This window comes from Streptococcus orisratti DSM 15617, assembly GCF_000380105.1.
Lineage (GTDB): Bacteria > Bacillota > Bacilli > Lactobacillales > Streptococcaceae > Streptococcus > Streptococcus orisratti.
The window spans coordinates 1-20,024 of sequence record NZ_KB904470.1 but is presented as its reverse complement, the minus strand read 5'-3'; the positions used below and the strand labels follow the sequence as shown (position 1 = coordinate 20,024).

The following is a 20,024-nucleotide window of genomic DNA, read 5'->3' as shown; positions in this document are numbered from 1 at the left end:
TTATTCTCCCTTGATTTCTTCAAAGGCCGTGATAAATTCATCTCCACGCACTTCAAAATTCTTATACATGTCCCAACTAGCATTAGCAGGACTAAGTAGGACAATATCTCCAGCACTTGCATTTTCAAAAGCCAAGTGTGCCGCTTCGGCTACATCTTTGGCATCCACATAAGCTACACCCGCTTTATCTGCTGCTCGTTTCACACGAGGTGCAGACTCGCCTAGGATAACCATAAGTTTAAGATCTGCAATATCTGGTACTAATTCATCAAATTCATTACCACGATCAAGCCCACCAGCAATCAAGATCACTTTACTATTATCAAATCCTGACAGAGCTTTTTGTGTCGCTAAAATGTTAGTGGATTTTGAGTCGTTGTAAAATTTAACTCCTCTAACCTCACCGAGTGCTTGTAGGCGGTGTTTTACACCTCCAAAATGTGACAACGTTTCCTTAATGGCATCATTGGCAATCCCCGATAATTTAGCAACTGCAATAGTGGCTAAAGCATTTTCAATATTATGGCTGCCGGGTACACCAATCTCATCAGCTTTTATGACAGCTTCACCTTTAAAATAAAGAGTTCCATTTTCTAAATAAGCACCATCAACTCTTTCAAATGTTGAAAATGGCATAACAGTTGCTTGTGTTTTTTGCGCTAGCTCTTTTGATAAATCTTGGTTGAAATTTAGCACCATGAAGTCTGCATCTGTCATATTTTTTTGAATATTCCATTTGGCTGCCACATAATCTTCAAAGGAGCCATGATAATCAATATGCGTTGGCATAAGATTGGTAATAACTGCAATATGAGGATGAAAACTTTCAACCCCCATTAGTTGGAAAGAAGATAATTCCATAACCAAAGTATCTTGGGCGGTCGCCGTTTGCGCTACTTCTGAAGCTGGAAATCCTATATTTCCAGACAAAAGTCCCGACTGACCACCATTATTCAAAACATCAGCAATCATTGTTGTGGTCGTCGTTTTACCATTTGAACCTGTGATTCCGATAATTGGTGCCTCCGAGATGAGGTAAGCCAGTTCAACCTCAGTAATGACAGGAATGCCTTTTTCAAGCGCACATGCCACCATTGGGTTATCGTAACGAATCCCTGGATTTTTCACCATGAGTTCAAAGTTTTCATCTAAAAGCTCCAAAGGATGGCTACCACATATGACTTTGATACCATCTTCTAACAAGGCTTGGGCAGATGGGTTTTCATCAAAAGGTTTACCATCATTGACCGTCACAATAGCTTTCAACTTAGTCAAAAGACGTGCTGCCGCCTCACCAGACTTTGCCAGACCAAGCACCAAAACTTTTTTATTTTCAAATGTTTTTACTGATTTCATTGGGAATTCATCCATCCTATCATTATTATCGTTTATTATTCTACCTTTATTTGTTCGCTTTTTCAAGATTTAGCCCCAAAGACAAGGTTTGTCTTTATACTCTTTGAAAATCAAATTCAGACATTGTTGTCCTGATTTGATGAACTTCAGTTCTATCTACACCTGCGTCGTCTAGTCTGAATTTGATTTTCATTAAGTATTAGAAGTTTAACCATTTCTGTCGTCATTAGAAAAAGGTCAGACAAAACGTCTGACCTCCCTTATTTATTTTTGGGGACGTGCTGGCATTCGCAGAACATCACGAATGGCAAAATAGCCCAATACAATCATACCCAACGCAATGAAAATTTCTGGGGGTGACTGTAAAATCTTGATAAAACTCATACCAGCAAAAACCAAGAGTAAGGCCACCGCACCAACAATACCAATTGCATTCAAAGTATTTTGAACTGTTTTAGGTGCCATAAATAAATAATACAAAACTAACAAAATCGCTACGATTAAATAAAACATGGCATTCCTTTCATGAGAAAAGATAACTAAAGATTAGTCGTCACTCAATTTTTTCTTTTTAGCCGCTTTAGCACGCAGGTTCTTATCAAGAATTTGTTTACGCAAACGAATTGATTCTGGCGTTACTTCCATGTACTCATCATCATTCAAGAATTCAAGTGATTCTTCAAGAGTCAGAATACGTGGTGTCTTAATAACTGCTGTTTGGTCTTTGGTAGCTGAACGGACGTTGGTCATTTGTTTAGCCTTGGTAATATTTACAGTCAAGTCATTATCACGTGAATTTTCACCGATAATCATACCTTCATAAACTTCTGTACCTGGGTTGACAAAGATAGTACCACGTTCTTCGATAGACATGATCGAGTAAGTGGTTGCCTTACCTGCATCAATAGAAACAAGGGCACCACGGTGACGGCCACCGATTTCAGCTTGAACAACTGGCAAGTATTGGTCAAAAGTATGGTTCATGATACCGTAACCACGTGTCATTGATAAAAATTCGGTAGAGTAACCAATAAGTCCACGTGCTGGTACAAGGAAAATCAAACGGGTTTGTCCGTTACCAGTTGCTTGCATATCAAGCATTTCACCCTTTCGTTCTGAAAGGGATTGGATAACAGAACCTTGATATTCTTCAGGAGTATCAATTTGCACGCGTTCAAATGGTTCACATTTGACACCATCAATTTCTTTGATGATAACTTCTGGACGAGACACTTGAAGCTCATAGCCTTCACGACGCATGGTTTCAATCAGGATAGACAAGTGCAATTCTCCACGACCTGAAACAGTCCATTTATCTGGTGAATCAGTTGGATCAACACGCAACGATACGTCTGTTTGCAATTCAGCAAGCAAGCGTTCTTCAACCTTACGGGATGTTACCCATTTACCTTCACGACCTGCAAAAGGTGAGTTGTTGACCAAGAAAGTCATTTGAAGGGTTGGTTCATCAATGTGAAGAATTGGCAATGGTTCTACGCAATCTGTTGGTGTGATTGTTTCTCCAACAAAAATGTCTTCCATACCTGAAACAGCAATCAAATCACCAGCTTTAGCTTCTTGGATTTCCTTACGTTCAAGACCAAAGAAACCAAAGAGTTTAGTTACACGGAAGTTCTTAGTTGTGCCATCAAGTTTTGACAATGTTACTTGGTCACCAACTTTTACAGTACCACGGAAGACACGTCCAATACCAATACGTCCAACAAAGTCGTTGTAGTCAAGAAGAGATACTTGGAATTGAAGCGGCTCATCTGAGTTATCTACAGGCGCTGGGATATGTTCAATGATAGTATCAAAGATTGGAGCCATAGTGTGCTCTTGGTCAGCAGGATCATCAGACAATGATGAGGTTCCGTTGATAGCTGAGGCATAAACCACTGGAAATTCTAATTGGTCATCATCAGCCCCAAGTTCAATGAAAAGCTCAAGGACTTCATCAACTACTTCTTCTGGACGAGCTGATGGCTTGTCGATCTTGTTCACCACAACAATTGGTGTCAAGTTTTGCTCGAGTGCTTTTTTCAACACGAAACGTGTTTGAGGCATTGTTCCTTCATAGGCATCTACAACAAGAACAACCCCATCAACCATCTTCATAATACGTTCCACTTCACCACCGAAGTCCGCATGCCCTGGTGTGTCCATGATATTGATACGTGTACCGTTGTATGCAACAGCAGTATTTTTAGCAAGGATAGTAATCCCGCGCTCCTTTTCAAGGTCATTTGAGTCCATAGCACGCTCTTGAAGTTCTTTACGCTCATCAAGGGTGTGTGATTGTTTCAATAGTTCATCAACAAGGGTAGTTTTACCGTGGTCAACGTGGGCAATAATGGCAACGTTACGGATATCGTCTCTTAATTTAGTCATGATTTCCTCTTATATTTTTATTCTAACTGTAGAATTATACCACATTTTTTGTAAAATAGCAGAGCTGAGATTGCTGTAAACGTTTTTTATTTACCTTTATTTAAAGGATAACCTAAAAATCTAAGAAAATGGGTCTATTCTTCTAAGATACCTTTATTATGAATAAACTCTGATTTTTGCCATTTTTTCACTACTTATGTTTATATAAGAGTAAGATAGACCATAAAAGCACTCATCAACTTTAAGCCGATGAGTGCTTTTCTTATTTGGTCAAATCAATACGTTTCCCCAAATTATCCATAATAAGTGAACCAATAAGCAGCGAAGCCAATTCTCCAACTGCTGTTGTGAACCATGTCAATAGGAATGGTGCGCCAAAGTAGGTGAGTTCAATTGCCACTGTTACCATTGACGCTGCAAAGAAAAATGAGAAGTAAAAAAATGCTTTATTAAACAAGCCATTAAACAGATACTCTTTCTTGTAGCGGTCAAACAAAATCACGCCCAGAGTTACAAAGACGAGGGTGGATCCGCCACCAACCAGAACATCAACCAGACCAAAACTATAAAAATTTGAAATCATACATCCTAAGGTTAGGCCGACAATATACTTGCGATTATAGAAAGCAGTAAAATTCAACATTTCAGAAATACGGAATTGATAGGCACCATAACTGATAGCGTTGAGTGGGGGTGTGATTGTCAACACAATATAAAGCGCAGCAATCAAGGCTACTTGAACAAAATCACGGACAGTAAACTGTTTCATAAAATTTCTCCTTTAAGTGAACATTGTCACCTGTAATATGCTTGGTGAAAGGGAACTAAGCACCAAGGGTTGTTCACAGAGTTTTTATGACTTTGACGCTTAAGGAAACTTCGCTTCCTAATTTCCTATTTTCAATAATTTGCTAGATTACCGAAACTCGCTTTACCTTACTCTAGTGCAAAATTAGGGTTGCTATCTCGTATTAAAAGGCAAGCTAAAAGACTATAAAAATCCAGAACAACGATATCAGTTTAACATAAAAGATGATATTTTCCAACCAATATAAAAAATAAGTTTGGAACAAAACTTATTTTTTTGTTTTCTCATGATTCTTTCGATTTTGGATAATGGAGAGGACATCACCTCGCCTACTTTCTAACTTTCCTTGGCTTAATTCTTGATAAGTAGCGTTAAAAACAGCACCAAAAATCAAGATATGAGCAAGAAAGATAAACCACAGCATAACTACAAAAATCACGATTGAACCAAAAGTTTTCAAATCCACCATCCGTTCAAAATTTCGAATAATATAATTCCCAAACAAATTATTCAAAAACACAATGACAACAGCTGTAAATATCGTTCCTGGCAAAATATAACGTAGCCGTCTAATACGGACATTAGGAAGAATGAAATAAAGTACCATCAGACCAATAACGATGGTTAATATTGTAACTGGCTGTGCTAAATTTAAAATAATGTCTGTAATTGTAGCATTTAAATCATACTTACTTCGAATAACTTGTAAAGCAGCTTTTGAAAAAGTTGAAAAAAGCAAAACAAACGTTAAGAGAAAGAGAATAAGTAGACTTGCCAATATCCCCACCAGACGACCTATCACAAAGTCTCGATGCTGAGCGACACCATAAGCCTTATTGATAGCTTTTTGTAGCGATGTTAAGGATTTGCTCATTGTCCACAAGGCGGTCACAGTGGCCACTCCCAAGATGGAACCGGAAGGTTTTGAAAAAATATCAATGGTGATACTAGATACAGATTTGTAAACGTTAGAAGGCAGATTTTGCTTCATAAAAATCAGTAAGTCAGTAATATCAATGTTTAAATAGGGGAAGATATTTGCTGCTATGACAATTAAAGGAAAGGCAGTCAGCAGCAGATAATAGGCGACCGCTATGGCAGATAAATCTACCTCCGCACTGCGATAATGTTTAAGGTAGACCTGTAGAGGTGGCCATTCTAATTTTTCCCAGAGCTTATCTAGCAGTCGCTTACGGTTCATCTTAGTAAGTTCTTTCTTCTCCTTGACTGGTCAGAATAACTGGACCATCTTTAGTAATGACAAATTGATGCTCATATTGACAAGATAGACCGCCATCAAGCGTTTTGTGCGCCCAACCAGTTTTCATATCAGTATCAATTTCCCAAGTACCCGTGTTAATCATTGGCTCAACGGTTAGTACCATTCCTTCACGCAGCCTCAGACCACGTCCTGCTACACCATAGTGAGGAACCATTGGTTCTTCGTGCATGGTTGGACCAACACCGTGTCCGACTAGATCACGAACAACGCCATAACCCCGACTTTCAGCATATTCTTGGATAGCTGCACCAATGTCACCAATACGATTTCCGATAACAGCTTTTTCAATGCCTTTGTAGAGACACTCCTTTGTCACATCCATCAAGTCTTTAACTTCTTGTGAGACATTCCCCACAGCGTAAGCCCAACAAGAGTCTGCTAGGCCACCTGTGTAATTCTCTGTGTATTTCTTAACTTGAGCAACATTGTTGAAATTAAGTTTAGACACATCAAGAATGGCTTTATCCAAAGGCTCACTCAAAACCATGTCAACCTTTAGTAAATCCCCCTCTTTCAGTATATAGTGTCGTGGGAAGGCGTGGGCAACTTCGTCATTAAGACCGCAGCAAGTTGCATAAGGATAGTCCATCACAGCACCGTCAACACCAATTTGCAAAGGAAGGACGTTAGCTTCTTTGCAGCGACGACGTACGTACTCCTCTACCTCCCACATGTCTAATCCTGGTTTGATTAAATCACGTAAACCGATATGAATGCTGGCAAGAAAATCTCCTGCTCTATCCATAGCTTCGATTTCACGCGCTGATTTTAAAGTAATCATGTTTAGTTTTTCTCCTCCAAATAAATCGAAACAAAACTCGTTTCAATTCTCTTTTTTAATATGGTCATTCAATTTAGCGAGCATTACACTTTGAACTCACTGAAATGAAACAAAGCAACCAATAGCATATCCCACTGACCTACAACAAGGTGAAGACAGCGACCTAGACTATTGATTTTCAAAGAGTATAAGTATGCTACTAGTTAATCTTTGTTGTGACAACAGCTTTAGCAACGATTTGGTCTTCTAAAAACACTTCAAAGTCCAAGGTTGAACTGCGGCGGCTTTCTGTTATAATCCGAGGTTTGATAATCAGACGGTCATCAATCTGGACAGCCTGTAAAAAGTATACCATCATTTGTTCAATAATGATATTCTTTTGGTTCTTTTTCGTCAAAACACGCAGAGAAATTTCTTTCAAAAATTCTGTCAAAACACCTTGTGCCAAACTTCCAGCTTGATCAATCATAGCAGGTTCAACGACAAACTGAAAACCATCTTCCTCATTTAAAAGATTGGATAAAATTTGGTCACTATAGGTGTAGAGATTGTTGTGTTGAAAATTAGGCATATTTTCCATAGCCTGCCGACGCGTAATGACACCAACAACTGTCATATCATCTAACACAACTGGCAACATGTTTAAGTCTTCAAAAATCATTTTTTGGCTGATATTAGCCAAACTCATTTCAGGTTTAGCAATAATAGGATTTGCCGTCATCACTTGTTTTATGCTGATGTGAGAATCCTGATCAACGACATCACGCATACTAACCAATCCTACTAATTTGTTATCCTCTGTTATGACAGGAAAACGTACATTTTTACTTTGCTTGATGAGATTATGAAAATCTTTAACGATTGCCGTATCACGTAAAAAACCATAGTCATACAAATTTTGATATGCCTGTTCAACTGTTTTTATGTCAGTCTTGATTCGTACATTTGAAAGTGCATGGTTAATCATCGTCGCAACTGTAAAGGTATCATAGTGAGTTACCATGACAGGAATGCCCTGATTGTTAGCCATACGAATAACACGGTCAGATACTGGAAAACCTCCCGTCACCAAGATAGCATTGTGATTTTCCAAAGCCAGTAGTTGAATATTTTCTCGGTCGCCTACAATCAGCAAGCCTCCCTTAACCAAATAACGGCTAATATTTTGCCGTGTCATGGCTCCAATAGAGAACTTACTAAATTCATGTCCCAAGCCAGCTTGTCCTGCCAAGACTTCAGAATCACTGATACGAGCAATTTCAGCATAAGTCAGCTTATCAATTCTCACCTTTGTCTTTTGCTCAACACGTATCGTTCCACTACGAGGTCTCGTTTCAACAATTCCTCGATTTTCAGCTTCCTTTATCGCACGGTAGGCGGTTCCATCACTGACTTTCAAATGATTGGAAATGCTACGCACACTAACACGTTTACCAACCGCCAGATTTTCTAAATAATTTAAAATTTCCTGATGCTTACTCATAGCGATACTCCTTGGCTTTTAGCCCGTATTCTACATAATCCCGCATTTTTCGATTGTAACGGTCACTTCCCTTAAAACAGCGCTTAAAGACATAGCCTGCTTTTTTTGCTACTCTTTGACTAGCAAGATTTTCTTTATGAACAATAATGCTGAGCTTTTTTAAGTAAAAGGAATGAAAAGCCAGAAATGTCACTGTTTTCAGACATTCTGTCATGATTCCTCGTCCCCAAAAGTCACGATGAAGAAAATAGCCAATTTCTGCAGTTCTATCTGAAACATTCAAATGTTCAAAACGAATAGCACCAATCATACGACCGCTCGATTTATCCTCAATAGCCCAAATTCCTAAAGGATCTTTCATAAAATAATGAACTAAAAGAAAATCGCTTTCTTCCTGACTGGCCTGATATGGAAAAACAAAAGGTAAATTTTCCCTATTAGAAGAAATTTCAAAAAAATCATCACTATCCACAAAGGAAAACGGCCGTAAAATCATGCGTTCCGTTTCTACTGTCGCATACTGGCTCAATGCTACCCAAATATCCATGTGATTATTATAGCACAGATATGCGTTTAACCCAAATTTGTATCATTCTAAATCATATCTAAAAAAAGCCACGAGAAAAACTCGCAGCCTTTAGAACCTATATTCACAAGTGAAATGATTTTATATTAGAGATAGTTTTTCGCTAATCAAGGCAGTTTTTTTGAGGAAACACTAACTGTATTTTGAAAAAAACTAACGATGAGTAGCTCAAAAACTTGCCTTAGATGGAAATGCTGAACTGTGAATACAGGTTCTTAAAATTAAATACGACCTTCTTCTTCCAATTTCCCTAAGAAATATGGCATTTGCACACGCCACCATTCCCAGTCATGGGCAACATCATTTCCCCAATAATCAAACCAACCAGGGACCGACTTAGCTGCAAAAGCTTCTTCTAAGCGTTTTGTATCAGCAATATGCGGCCCTTCCCAGGCGCCTTGACCAACTGCAACGATAAAACGATTTTCGCGATAACGATCTAAAAACCAAGAATCTTCTTGATTCCAAAGATAATCAATCGGTGAGTTGTAATAGACAACTGGATCCCCATAAAATTCACCTGTAAAGAAACGCGCATCGTACACGCCTGACAAGGCTATTGAAACATCAAAAAGGTCTGGGTGGCGAAGGGCAAAATTGACTGTATGAAAAGCCCCCATCGAACACCCTGTCGCTATCATACCACCTTGCCAATTTGCTTCATAACGAATTAAAGGCACTAACTCATTCACAATATAGCGGTCATAGGCATCGTGCGCAAGGGCCATATCATGACCATTTTTCCAAGTACTCAGCCATGACTCTCTATCATAGGAATCTGGTGTATAAAATTTAACCAAGCCACGATTAATGAAATCTTGACAGGCTTCAATCATGCCAAAGTCTCCATATTCATTTTGGCTTCCACCAGATGACGGAAAGACGATAATCGGCTTTCCTGCGTGACCATAAACATTAAAGTACATCTCCTGACCAAGCTCTCCTGACCAGTGACTTCTTCTCTCAAAATGCATTCTTTTTTCCTTTACTAATTATTTCTCAAGACTTTGCCTGTGCGTATTGGACAAGCTCACGCATCTCATCTAGGGTTGTCGTACGGGCTAGGATACCATTCTCACCCATGATTTTAGCAAAGACACCTGGAACAGACTGAATAGAAATGATTTTATCGCCAAAGTTTGCCCAAATATCATCAAGACTGTGCACATAATGTTGATTGGCCTTACGTGAAATATAAACCACATTATATGGGCGTAAAATCTCTGCTTCAAACAGATTATCTTTAACAATATTGGCATACTCACGAAAAACATCAAAATCATTAGCATAGTTCCACATGTCAATGGTCAAACCACCTGGTGGACGACAGTTCACTTCCAACGCCATGAGTTCTTTGGTTGCTTTAACGCGGAAAAATTCAAAGTGGAAGAAACGTTCTTTAACAGTAAAAGCTTCAACACAGATTTCGCCTAGTCTAACTAGCTCTTTCGAAATCTCACGCGGCACATAATAGAACATGTCACCATCTTTTTCCACCGTATCAAGAACTGCTTCTGAGTATTCAAGACTCGAATAGAAAACAATATTACCTTCATGATCCGTCAAACCATCAAAGGTCACAATATCGCCATCAATAAATTCTTCCATGATATACTCAACGCCATTAGTCTTATAATCAAAAAATTCTTCCAACTCCTGAGTTGACTTAATTTTGTAAGTATCAGAAGCACCAACACCTGAATTTGGCTTAATGATCACTGGAAAACCAAGTTTTTGAGCCAAAGCACGCGCCTCGTCATCTGTATGAAAAACATCACCAGCCGCCACTTTCAAACCATGGTCACGGAAAATTTCCTTCATCTGACGCTTTGTCTTGATTGATAGCATATCTTCATTCTTGTAGCCGAAAACATTAAAATCTGTGCGCAACTTAGCATCTAATTCCAACCAGTATTCATTGTGTGACTCAATACGGTCAATTCGTCCGTATTTATGAGCAAAATAAGCTACCGCACGATAGACTTGGTCATAGTCCTCCATATTATCAACTTTATAATACTCCGTTAAATGGCTGCGCAAAGTGTCAGATAATTCATGGTATGGTGTATCGGCAATTCCTAATGTATGAAAACCAGCCTCATGCAAACGTACAGCAAAAGTTTCAAAATTAGTCGGAAAATGTGGCGAAATCATTACAAAATTCATTGGTCGCGACATAAAAATTCCTCTTTCCTTCTATGTTTTCTTACAGTTTAGCATAATTTTATTCTTTTTTCTAGTTTAATATTCTGAAAATAGCGATATATTCTGAATATTAAACCTTATTATTTTTTTGATGTCATTTTAGCCATCTTCTTCAAAATCTGGTACACTAAAGATATGGAAATTATTACAATCTTAAATCACGTTGCACGTGAAAACACTTATTTATTAGTTAATGACCAAGCTATCATCGTTATTGATCCTGGAAGCAATGGCGAAGTCATTTTGTCGAAAATAGAGGAGTTAGACAGGCCCGTTGTAGCTATTTTACTCACCCACGCCCACTACGACCACATTATGAGTTTGGATTTGGTGCGTAACCGATTCGAACATCCGCCAGTTTATATTTCTGACAAGGAAGCCGATTGGCTTTACACTCCTGAGATAAACCTATCTGGTCTATCACGCCACGATGACATGGAAAATGTTGTTATGAGTCCTGCTGAGGAAACTTTCCAATATGACCACCTGTATCGTCTGGCTGGATTTGAATTTTCAGTTGTTCAAACTCCCGGGCATTCTTGGGGAGGTGTTTCCTTTGTTTTCCATTCAGATGACTTCGTCATTACAGGCGATGCCCTCTTTAGAGAAAGTATTGGTCGTACAGATTTGCCAACAAGTAACTTTAACGACCTAATTGGAGGTATTCGCAACAACCTCTTCACTTTACCTAGTCACTATGCTGTTTATCCTGGTCACGGTTGGCCAACGACTATCGCTCATGAAAAAAACTTCAACCCCTTCTTTCAGTAACATCAGTTGACACGAACTACGTCTGCTGTATCTCCCTGACACTTGAAGTTAGTCTGGTGTTGATTTGCATTGAGCATAACCATAAAAAATCCCCCTCTCGTTGTTTGACGAGAAGGGGTTATTATTTTTAGAATTTTAAATAACGTCGCATTGAAAGTACCGATCCTATCGCACCGATAATAATACCGATAATAAAGAGAGAACCGACAATTGCTGGGACGAAGTAACCTGAAGGGTAAAGTGATAACCCTTGTACTTGAAGTTGTAAATTGAACTCATCGTATGCAAAATTGTACAAGAAATACACAATAGCAGCTGGTGCAATAGCACCTAAGAAACCAACCCATGCTCCTTCATAGAAGAATGGTCCACGAATATATGAATTCTTAGCACCTACCAAACGCATAATTTCAATATCACGGCGACGTGACATGATAGTAATACGAATTGTATTAGAAATTAAGAAGATAGCAACAAAAATCAACAAGCCTGTACCAACCAAGCCCCATGTACGGATAATACGAGCAACCTTGAAAAGATTATCCGAATCGGAACCACCATAGTTAACTGATTCAACACCAGCAACCTTACGAATGGCTTTAGCAAGTGATTTTACATGTGAAGGTTGATCTGCCTCTACAATGTAAACATCTTGCAACGGGTTAGAATCTCCATCAAAAAGTTTCCAATCATCGCCATAGGTCTCTTTCAGCTTAGCCAACTGCTCATCCTTACTAGAATAGGTTACAGAAGATACATGACTTAACTTTTCAATTGCTTTCTTAACTACTTGATAGTTTTCATTAGCAACATCTTCACCAGCTTCGTTTTTTACTGTTTGTACATTATCTGTTGAATTAACATCAAGATAAACATTAATTTGAATGTTCTTCTCAACTCCTGTTGCTAAACGTTCTGTATTCAATAGCACTGCAGCAAAAATACCAAAAAGGGTCAGAGTAATTGCCACCGTACTGACAGAAGCCAAAGTCATCCAAAAATTTCGTTTCAAACTTTTAATGGCTTCCCACTGGTGACGGAAAAAATATCTAATCATCGTAACCGTAGTCCCCTTTCTCTTCATCACGAACAATACGTCCGTCTTCAATTGCAATAACACGGTGTCGAAGAGCATTCACAATTTGGCTATTGTGCGTTGCCATCAACACTGTTGTACCTTGCAAATTGATACGCTCCAGCAATTGCATGATTTCCCACGAAATTTCTGGATCAAGGTTTCCTGTTGGTTCATCAGCAATCAAAAGCTTTGGACTGTTGACAATAGCTCGGGCAATGGCTACACGTTGCTGCTCACCTCCAGACAATTGTTCTGGAAAAGAGCGCATTTTATGTTTGAGCCCAACCAAATCTAATACCTCAGGAACACGTTTTTTGATATTACGGCGTTTTTCACCGATAACTTCCATGGCATAGGCCACATTTTCAAAAACAGTTTTGCGTGGTAGTAGTTTGTAATCTTGAAATACCACTCCTACTGAACGACGTAAGAGGGGGATTTCACGTTTTTTCAATTTATTCAAATCAAACTCGCCGACATGTAAACTTCCACTTGTAATCTTTTCTTCGCGGTAAAGCAGCTTGATAAAAGTTGATTTACCCGCCCCAGAGGGACCAACTATATAGACAAATTCACCTTGATTTACGGAGACGTTGATATCTCTCAAGGCCGTTGTAGAGCGATGATACTTTTTGGTAACATCCTTCATTTCAATTAAAGCCATAATAAAACTTGTTTGAGCGCCATAAGAGTGGCAAGTCAGCGACTTATCCTCATAGTGCACTCAGCCTTTTCCTTTCGTTAGTGTTCAGAGAAAAATTCTCTCTGGTTAGTTGGAATGTTACTTTCTAATCAATCCAAACGCCATTTAAGATAGGCATCAATAAAACCTTCTATATCCCCGTCCATGACTTTGTCCACTTGGGCAACTTCAAAACCTGTGCGGTGGTCTTTAACCATGGTATAAGGAGTGAAAACGTAAGAGCGGATTTGACTGCCCCACGTGATTTCCTTCTTATCTCCTTTGAGAGCATTAACTTCTTCAGCCTTCTTCTCTTGTTCCAATTGATAGAGTTTAGCTTGAAGCATCTTCATAGCGCGATCACGGTTACCGTACTGCGTGCGGTCAACTGTTGAAGCTACGACAATTCCTGTAGGAATATGGGTCAGACGAACACCTGTTGATACCTTATTGACATTTTGTCCACCAGCACCGCCTGAACGGAAGGTGTCCATCTTGATATCGTCATCACGAATCTCAACCTCAATGGTATCATCCAACTCTGGCATGACTTCAACAGAAGTAAAAGAAGTGTGGCGACGTTTGGCAGAATCAAATGGCGAGATACGCACCAAACGATGAACTCCCATCTCTGATTTTAAAAGACCATAAGCATTAGGACCTTCAAACGAAAGAGTCACCGACTTAATACCTGCTTCATCTCCTGCTTGATAATCTAATGTTTCCACTTTGAAGCCCTTGGCATTTCCAAAACGAGTGTACATACGAAAGAGCATATCCGCCCAATCCTGTGCCTCAGTGCCACCAGAACCTGGGTGGATTTCCAAGATGGCATTATTGTGGTCATAAGGTTCAGACAAGAGAAGAGTCATCTCGTAGCTCGTCATCATCTTATCCAGCTTTTCGAGACTTTCTTCTAAGTCTGCTTGAACGCTATCATCTTCGTCTAGCATTTCCAAATAAAGCTCAGTTTCATCGGAAAGCTCCTGCATATCATTGAAAGTCTGATAGGTTTGTTTCAAATCATTTAATTCTTGCGATGTTTTCTGGGCCGCAATATTGTCATTCCAGAAATCTGGCTCTGTCATTCGATTTTCAAGGAGGGCAATGTCCTCTTCCAAACGATCTAAGTCAAAGAGACCTCCTGAAGCTAGTCAACTTCTCTTGATTTTCTACTATTTTTTGGCGAATTTCAGCCACTTCCATGAGTTTACTCCTTTTTTCTTAAAATCTAATTAATTGTAACACAAGCTATCTAAAATTGCCATTTTGCACGCACGAGTTCCAGCTCTTTTTGGCTTTCTTCCTCTTTGGGACAAAGGCTGCGCATAAAGTCCAGCATAGCTTCATCTGGTTTCTTGACAATCTCACCTAGCGCCCATATGGCTGTTGCGGTATGAATCGGATTGTTATTCTTATCAATGATTTCCATGAGTTTGACAATAGCACTTCTATCATGAGCATTAGCGAGCGCAATAATAGCATTACGTTGCAGAATGTTTTTCCCCCGCCAGCTCCCCGCAATCATGCCAAATGTTTCTTTGAAAGACTTATTGGTCAGTTCTAGAAAGGGAATGAGTTCAGGCTCTGCTAACTCAGGGTTAATCTCACTCGCCATCGGGTTGCTTAGGCCTTTATTGTAAGGACAGGAAATCTGACAAATATCACAGCAATAAATGACGGTCTTGATTTTCTTACGAAACTCCATAGCCATCATGCCCTTGTCCTGCGTCTGAAAGGACAAACAACGACGAGCATTCATAGTCCCGTCACCAATCAAGCAGGATGTTGGACAAGCATCTAAGCAACGCTGACAATTTCCACAATCATAGCTAACAGGCTGGTCTGGCTCGATTTCCAAATTGGTAATCAATTCACCTAAATACATGTAAGAGCCGAATTCCTTTGAAATGACTAAACCATTTTTACCAATGAAACCAATACCTGCTCGCTTGGCAACAGCTGTGTCAACCAGAGCACCTGTGTCAACCATGCCTTTATACTCAAAATTTTCCGTTAGTTTTTCAATGCCCTCTGCCAGACGTTTGAGTTTATCCTGAAGAACATAATGATAGTCAAGTCCCCAAGAATTTGGTGTGATTTTCCCACGTTTATACTGGGTTTTGAGCGGCTTAACGGGTAATTTATGCGGATAGGCCACTGCAATGGAAATAATGGTCTTGGCGGATTCCAAAGATAACTTTGGATAAATCCTTTCCTCAATCACCTTGTGTTCAAAGCCAGTTGTCCTACCCTCTTCTACTCCCAAACGCAATGATTTTTCCAAATACTGAAAATCGTCTGCTGTGGTAAAACCAATCTTGGAAATGCCAATTTCCTTAGCTATTTGCTGAATTTCCGCCTTAATATCCATGTTCTTATTTTACGGAAAAATTGTAAAAGTCGCAAGTCGCAATGGTTACAAATGATGTCAAAGATGTCAAAAAGATTGAGAGAGTTTCCCAATCTTTTTTAACAATTATTTCTTTCCTCTTTAACATAGGCTAAAACATCCATCAAATCTTCTACAATCATATCAGCCTGAGACTGATCTATCCCAAAAATCTTATCTCGGATAGCCATTACATCTATTTCCGCTGCTTTGCCTGCTGCTATTCCTTTTTCACTATCTTCAATAATCAAAGTCTCAGCTTTATCAAAGCCCAACTTGTCACAGGCAACGTTGTAAATTTCAGGATTGGGTTTTGCTTGTGTAAAATCACTCCCCGACAGCACTACTGAAAAATATGAAGCAATCCCTGAACTTTCCAAAGCCAACTTAATATCTGACAGTTCTGAATTTGAAGCTAATCCCATCTGAATGTTCATTCGATAAAACGTTTCCAGAACCTCCTTAACATCTGGAAAAATCAAATCAGCGTAAGGTGCCTTATGTTGACTTTTATAGGCGGTATACTCTGCTCGAAGTTCTTTAACATCAAAGTGCAAATCATAATGCGCCAAAAATTTTCGCCAAACTTCTTCAAGCCGACCACCAATAAATTCTTTGGCATCAACATGAGAAATCGAAATACCCTTTTCTGCCAAAAATGTTTCCCTACGTTTCAAATAAAAATTTTCCGTATCAAACAGAACACCGTCCATATCAAAAATAATTGCTTTTATCATGCCTACCTCATTTCTGACTTCTATTTTAGCATAATCCCTGCTGTTAGTCATTCCCATAAAAAGCCTATCTCAGGCTGGATATATTGGGATTGTAGAAATCAGAAAGAGAATACTTTTATGGTATTAAATCACCTTTAAAGTTGATATTTGATAAACTTCGTTTGCATCTTTAATTTTTATGCGTACGCATATGTCTCTAAAAGATTATGCAAAAAGAGCTCCCTTACTTCCACATAATTCAAAAATTCAGTGAATCTTTTAAACATGGAAATGAAGTGAACTCTAGATGAGTTTGGACTTTCTCACAAACCCTTTTGTATAGTCTTAAATAGCTTTTTCATCTTGTCCAAGTGCTCGTTGCACAGCTTTGACCACTTCAACAAGAACAAGCATTAACAAACTTCCAATAATAACTTCTCCCCATTGTGTCACTGACAAATGCGAAACATGGAACAGAGTGTTAAAACCTGGAACTACGATTGTCAACATCAAAAGAACGAAGGCAACAGGAATTGACCAGTTAAAGGTTTTATTCTTAAAAGCACCGACAGTAAAGATAGATTGGTAAACAGATTTCACATTGAAAGCATGAATCAATTGAATAAGACCTAGTGTGGCAAAAGCCATTGTCAACGCATCTTCGTGCATCATGTGGGTTTCCGTGTGTTCTGGATAAAGGAGTGCCCATCCATAAACACCAAGAACTAAAAGCGTTTGGAAAATTCCTTGATAAATGATAGCTCCCATAACACCACCATCAAAGAAACTTGACTTACGTCCACGAGGCTTGTGGGTCATAACACCTGGCTCAGCTGGTTCAACACCAAGAGCAATTGCAGGAAGGGTGTCAGTTACCAAGTTAATCCACAAAAGATGGACAGGCTCGAGTACGTCCCAACCAAAGAGCGTGGCAAAGAAAATAGTAAAAACTTCAGCCATATTAGCAGATAGTAAGTATTGAATCGATTTTTGAATGTTTGAGAAGACTTTACGTCCTTCTTCAACGGCAACAATAATCGTTGCAAAATTATCATCAGCCAAGACCATATCTGAAGCACCCTTAGATACTTCTGTACCAGTAATTCCCATACCAATCCCGATATCAGCCGTCTTAAGAGATGGTGCATCATTAACGCCATCACCTGTCATGGCAACAACCTTACCTTCATTTTGCCAAGCTTTAACAATACGAACCTTATGCTCTGGAGACACGCGCGCATAAACAGAGTATTGTTTAAAGACTTTTTGGAATTCTTCGTCGGACAATTCATTGAGTTCTGCACCCGTAAAGACATGATCTTCACCATCATCTTCGATAATACCAAGACGTTTAGCAATAGCTTCCGCAGTATCCTGATGGTCACCAGTAATCATGATTGGACGAATACCTGCTTCTTTGGCTACTTTAACAGCATCTGCTGCCTCAGGACGTTCGGGGTCAATCATCCCAACCAAACCTGAGAAGATAAGGTCTGCTTCAACAATTTCTGTTTCAAGTGTAGGAACTTCTGACACATATTTATAAGCCATCATTAGGACACGTAGGGCTTGTTTGGCCAGATCTTTATTGATTGCGAGGATCGTTTGTTTATCAGCTTCTGTAATCGAGCGAATATTACCATCCTCTTCAATCTTTGTCACCCGTTTGAGCAACTGATCTGGAGCACCCTTAACGGCAACAAAGTAGCGACCATCAGCCTGTTTATGGATTGTTGACATGAGTTTACGGTCTGAGTCAAATGGCAATTCAGCCACACGAGGTTCCGTTTGCAACGCATCACGGACATCAAAACTATGATCAAAACCAAATTGAACCAAAGCAGTTTCAGTTGGATCACCAATCAGTTTGCCATTGGGGTCAACTTTCGTATCGTTGGCAAAGTTCATAATCCGTAAAGTATTGTTATCAGCAGTAATATCGCTAGCAGAACTTTGCAACTGACCATTCGTGTAAACCTTTTCGACAGTCATTTGATTCATGGTCAAGGTACCAGTTTTATCTGAAGCAATGATTTCTGTCGAACCAAGCGTTTCTACTGCTGGCAATTTTCGTACAATCGAATTACGTTTAGCAAGAGTGGTTGTTCCCATTGAAAGAACGATAGTAACAATGGCCGGAAGACCTTCAGGAATAGCGGCAACAGCAAGTGCAACAGCAACCATTAAGCCTTTCAAAGGCTCCTCGCCTCGAACAAAAACACCTACAATAAAAGTCACAAGAGCAATCGCAACAACCAAATAAGTTAACACTTTAGACAATTGGTTGAGGTTTTGTTTTAATGGTGTGTCAGTCTCATCTGCATTTGCCAACATATCTGCAATCTTACCAACTTCGGTGTACATTCCTGTATTAGTGATAACTCCTACACCACGCCCGTAAGTAACATTTGAATTTTGATAAGCCATATTGACACGATCACCAATACCAGCATCCGCTGCTACTTCCACAGTCAAATCTTTCTCGACAGGGACAGATTCTCCGGTCAAAGCAGCCTCTTCAATTTTCAAAGAAGCAGCTTCTAAAAGACGCATATCAGCTGGAACAACATCGCCAGCCTCCAACATGACAATATCACCTGGAACTAGGTCCTTCGAATCCACTTCAATAACGTGACCATCACGACGAACACGAGCGATAGGGCTAGACATATTCTTTAAAGCTTCAATAGCAGCCTCAGCCTGACCTTCCTGATAAACACCAAAAGCAGCGTTCAATACGACAACAGCCAAGATTATCAGTGCATCTGTCAACCCTTCCATCCCTTCTGTAATAACAGATAGGGCTGCAGCAACAAGCAAAATGATGATCATCAAATCTTTGAACTGATCAATAAATTTAGCCAATAATCCACGTTTCTCACCTTCATCAAGCTCATTACGCCCGTAAGCAGTTAAACGCTGTTTTGCCTCAGCAGTAGATAATCCCTCTTTAGAAGTCTCTAACTCCTTCAGAACTTCATCCTTAGTTTGCGTATAAAACAACGTCTTACTTTGTTCTTTAGACATTCCGTCTCCTCCTTTTTGATACAAGGGTCTCCCCTTAACTGTCTCCAAGTTTCTTTTAAAATAAAAAGAGACCTGTTCCAAAAACAAGTCTCGCGGTTTAAGATAAGGCCGGAAATCAATGATTTCGTAATGACGACCTTATCACGGAAAAATCCGTCTGCTACTCCCTTGATATATCTGAAATTTTATCAGATTTTCAAATGATTTGCAAGACATTCCTTCAAAACAAGCAATCCCTAAATTCTCAAAGTAAATTCTAGTCTAACACCAAAACTGGAAATTAGACTGAGACAAAAAAATAAGGTAGAACTTACTATGGGACAAGTTGGTAACTGACAATGAAAAACAAACACTTAACTCTCTCTGATCGCAACGATATTCAAATAGGAATTGAACAACTTAAGCCCTTCTCAGCTATAGCAGCTAAGTTAGGAAAAGACCCGTCCACAATCTCAAAAGAAGTTCG

The 20,024-nt window shown here is 39.3% G+C and carries 18 protein-coding genes and 1 riboswitch; of the genes, 2 read left to right on the top strand and 16 right to left on the bottom strand.

Annotation, left to right across the window (positions count from 1 at the left end):
• The 10 genes from murD to A3I7_RS0106140 form a co-directional block, all read right to left on the bottom strand.
• A complete protein-coding gene (gene murD / locus A3I7_RS0106185; RefSeq protein ID WP_026217157.1) occupies window positions 1-1,356 on the bottom strand; it encodes a UDP-N-acetylmuramoyl-L-alanine--D-glutamate ligase in 1,356 nt (451 codons plus the stop codon).
• Window positions 1,357-1,620: 264 nt separating this feature from the next.
• The gene (locus A3I7_RS0106180; RefSeq protein ID WP_018375917.1) at window positions 1,621-1,869 is read right to left on the bottom strand and encodes a DUF3165 family protein; all 249 of its coding nucleotides are present in this window, start codon (window positions 1,867-1,869) and stop codon (window positions 1,621-1,623) included.
• Between the two features lie 33 nt (window positions 1,870-1,902).
• The gene (gene typA / locus A3I7_RS0106175; RefSeq protein ID WP_018375916.1) at window positions 1,903-3,747 is read right to left on the bottom strand and encodes a translational GTPase TypA; all 1,845 of its coding nucleotides are present in this window, start codon (window positions 3,745-3,747) and stop codon (window positions 1,903-1,905) included.
• A gap of 262 nt (window positions 3,748-4,009) precedes the next feature.
• Window positions 4,010-4,516 carry a QueT transporter family protein gene (locus tag A3I7_RS0106170; RefSeq protein WP_018375915.1) on the bottom strand — a complete coding sequence of 169 codons (507 nt, stop codon included), beginning with the start codon at window positions 4,514-4,516 and terminating at the stop codon, window positions 4,010-4,012.
• Window positions 4,514-4,610, bottom strand: a riboswitch (PreQ1 riboswitch). It overlaps the preceding gene by 3 nt.
• A gap of 213 nt (window positions 4,611-4,823) precedes the next feature.
• The gene (locus tag A3I7_RS0106165) at window positions 4,824-5,756 is read right to left on the bottom strand and encodes a YihY/virulence factor BrkB family protein (RefSeq protein ID WP_018375914.1); all 933 of its coding nucleotides are present in this window, start codon (window positions 5,754-5,756) and stop codon (window positions 4,824-4,826) included.
• Window position 5,757: 1 nt separating this feature from the next.
• The gene (locus A3I7_RS0106160) at window positions 5,758-6,618 is read right to left on the bottom strand and encodes a methionyl aminopeptidase (RefSeq protein ID WP_018375913.1); all 861 of its coding nucleotides are present in this window, start codon (window positions 6,616-6,618) and stop codon (window positions 5,758-5,760) included.
• 199 nt (window positions 6,619-6,817) lie between these two features.
• Window positions 6,818-8,101 (bottom strand): CBS-HotDog domain-containing transcription factor SpxR, encoded by a 1,284-nt coding sequence (spxR, locus tag A3I7_RS0106155; RefSeq protein ID WP_018375912.1) that lies wholly within the window; start codon window positions 8,099-8,101, stop codon window positions 6,818-6,820.
• Window positions 8,094-8,648 (bottom strand): GNAT family N-acetyltransferase, encoded by a 555-nt coding sequence (locus A3I7_RS0106150; protein ID WP_026217156.1) that lies wholly within the window; start codon window positions 8,646-8,648, stop codon window positions 8,094-8,096. Before A3I7_RS0106150 ends, spxR begins: the two co-directional genes overlap by 8 nt.
• A gap of 260 nt (window positions 8,649-8,908) precedes the next feature.
• Entirely contained in the window at window positions 8,909-9,661 is a 753-nt protein-coding gene (locus A3I7_RS0106145) for an esterase family protein (RefSeq protein ID WP_018375910.1), read from the bottom strand.
• Window positions 9,662-9,686: 25 nt separating this feature from the next.
• Window positions 9,687-10,865, bottom strand: coding sequence for an ATP-grasp domain-containing protein (locus tag A3I7_RS0106140; RefSeq protein WP_018375909.1), 1,179 nt, complete (start codon window positions 10,863-10,865; stop codon window positions 9,687-9,689).
• A gap of 162 nt (window positions 10,866-11,027) precedes the next feature.
• Here A3I7_RS0106140 and A3I7_RS0106135 point away from each other — a divergent pair, with 162 nt between their 5' ends.
• Window positions 11,028-11,663, top strand: a complete 636-nt coding sequence (locus tag A3I7_RS0106135; protein ID WP_018375908.1) for an MBL fold metallo-hydrolase — start codon at window positions 11,028-11,030, stop codon at window positions 11,661-11,663.
• A 127-nt stretch (window positions 11,664-11,790) separates the two neighbouring features.
• Here the strand turns inward: A3I7_RS0106135 and ftsX are convergent, their stop codons facing one another.
• From ftsX to A3I7_RS0106105, 6 genes are all read right to left on the bottom strand, one after another.
• Entirely contained in the window at window positions 11,791-12,720 is a 930-nt protein-coding gene (gene ftsX / locus A3I7_RS0106130; RefSeq protein ID WP_018375907.1) for a permease-like cell division protein FtsX, read from the bottom strand.
• A complete protein-coding gene (gene ftsE / locus A3I7_RS0106125) occupies window positions 12,713-13,405 on the bottom strand; it encodes a cell division ATP-binding protein FtsE (RefSeq protein WP_026217154.1) in 693 nt (230 codons plus the stop codon). The genes ftsX and ftsE overlap by 8 nt, the downstream gene beginning before the upstream one ends.
• Before the next feature lie 128 nt (window positions 13,406-13,533).
• Window positions 13,534-14,629, bottom strand: a protein-coding gene (prfB, locus tag A3I7_RS0106120) for a peptide chain release factor 2 (RefSeq protein WP_156812745.1) whose coding sequence is annotated in 2 segments (ribosomal slippage) — window positions 13,534-14,556 and window positions 14,558-14,629 — 1,095 coding nt in all. Because the reading frame shifts where the segments join, the coding sequence is not laid out codon by codon here.
• A gap of 49 nt (window positions 14,630-14,678) precedes the next feature.
• The gene (queG, locus tag A3I7_RS0106115; RefSeq protein ID WP_018375904.1) at window positions 14,679-15,797 is read right to left on the bottom strand and encodes a tRNA epoxyqueuosine(34) reductase QueG; all 1,119 of its coding nucleotides are present in this window, start codon (window positions 15,795-15,797) and stop codon (window positions 14,679-14,681) included.
• A gap of 98 nt (window positions 15,798-15,895) precedes the next feature.
• Window positions 15,896-16,552 (bottom strand): HAD family hydrolase, encoded by a 657-nt coding sequence (locus tag A3I7_RS0106110; protein ID WP_018375903.1) that lies wholly within the window; start codon window positions 16,550-16,552, stop codon window positions 15,896-15,898.
• Window positions 16,553-16,876: 324 nt separating this feature from the next.
• Window positions 16,877-19,558 (bottom strand): cation-translocating P-type ATPase, encoded by a 2,682-nt coding sequence (locus tag A3I7_RS0106105; RefSeq protein WP_018375902.1) that lies wholly within the window; start codon window positions 19,556-19,558, stop codon window positions 16,877-16,879.
• A gap of 338 nt (window positions 19,559-19,896) precedes the next feature.
• Here A3I7_RS0106105 and A3I7_RS12575 point away from each other — a divergent pair.
• On the top strand, window positions 19,897-20,024 hold a 128-nt coding region (locus A3I7_RS12575), incomplete at its 3' end, for a helix-turn-helix domain-containing protein (protein ID WP_018375901.1).

What these genes read in the sequence shown, in the direction of transcription:
- murD (WP_026217157.1), bottom strand. Translation starts at nt 1,356, where the DNA reads ATGAAATCAGTAAAAACATTTGAAAATAAAAAAGTTTTGGTGCTTGGT.
- A3I7_RS0106180 (WP_018375917.1), bottom strand. Translation starts at nt 1,869, where the DNA reads ATGTTTTATTTAATCGTAGCGATTTTGTTAGTTTTGTATTATTTATTT.
- typA (WP_018375916.1), bottom strand. Translation starts at nt 3,747, where the DNA reads ATGACTAAATTAAGAGACGATATCCGTAACGTTGCCATTATTGCCCAC.
- A3I7_RS0106170 (WP_018375915.1), bottom strand. Translation starts at nt 4,516, where the DNA reads ATGAAACAGTTTACTGTCCGTGATTTTGTTCAAGTAGCCTTGATTGCT.
- A3I7_RS0106165 (WP_018375914.1), bottom strand. Translation starts at nt 5,756, where the DNA reads ATGAACCGTAAGCGACTGCTAGATAAGCTCTGGGAAAAATTAGAATGG.
- A3I7_RS0106160 (WP_018375913.1), bottom strand. Translation starts at nt 6,618, where the DNA reads ATGATTACTTTAAAATCAGCGCGTGAAATCGAAGCTATGGATAGAGCA.
- spxR (WP_018375912.1), bottom strand. Translation starts at nt 8,101, where the DNA reads ATGAGTAAGCATCAGGAAATTTTAAATTATTTAGAAAATCTGGCGGTT.
- A3I7_RS0106150 (WP_026217156.1), bottom strand. Translation starts at nt 8,648, where the DNA reads ATGGATATTTGGGTAGCATTGAGCCAGTATGCGACAGTAGAAACGGAA.
- A3I7_RS0106145 (WP_018375910.1), bottom strand. Translation starts at nt 9,661, where the DNA reads ATGCATTTTGAGAGAAGAAGTCACTGGTCAGGAGAGCTTGGTCAGGAG.
- A3I7_RS0106140 (WP_018375909.1), bottom strand. Translation starts at nt 10,865, where the DNA reads ATGTCGCGACCAATGAATTTTGTAATGATTTCGCCACATTTTCCGACT.
- A3I7_RS0106135 (WP_018375908.1), top strand. Translation starts at nt 11,028, where the DNA reads ATGGAAATTATTACAATCTTAAATCACGTTGCACGTGAAAACACTTAT.
- ftsX (WP_018375907.1), bottom strand. Translation starts at nt 12,720, where the DNA reads ATGATTAGATATTTTTTCCGTCACCAGTGGGAAGCCATTAAAAGTTTG.
- ftsE (WP_026217154.1), bottom strand. Translation starts at nt 13,405, where the DNA reads ATGGCTTTAATTGAAATGAAGGATGTTACCAAAAAGTATCATCGCTCT.
- queG (WP_018375904.1), bottom strand. Translation starts at nt 15,797, where the DNA reads ATGGATATTAAGGCGGAAATTCAGCAAATAGCTAAGGAAATTGGCATT.
- A3I7_RS0106110 (WP_018375903.1), bottom strand. Translation starts at nt 16,552, where the DNA reads ATGATAAAAGCAATTATTTTTGATATGGACGGTGTTCTGTTTGATACG.
- A3I7_RS0106105 (WP_018375902.1), bottom strand. Translation starts at nt 19,558, where the DNA reads ATGTCTAAAGAACAAAGTAAGACGTTGTTTTATACGCAAACTAAGGAT.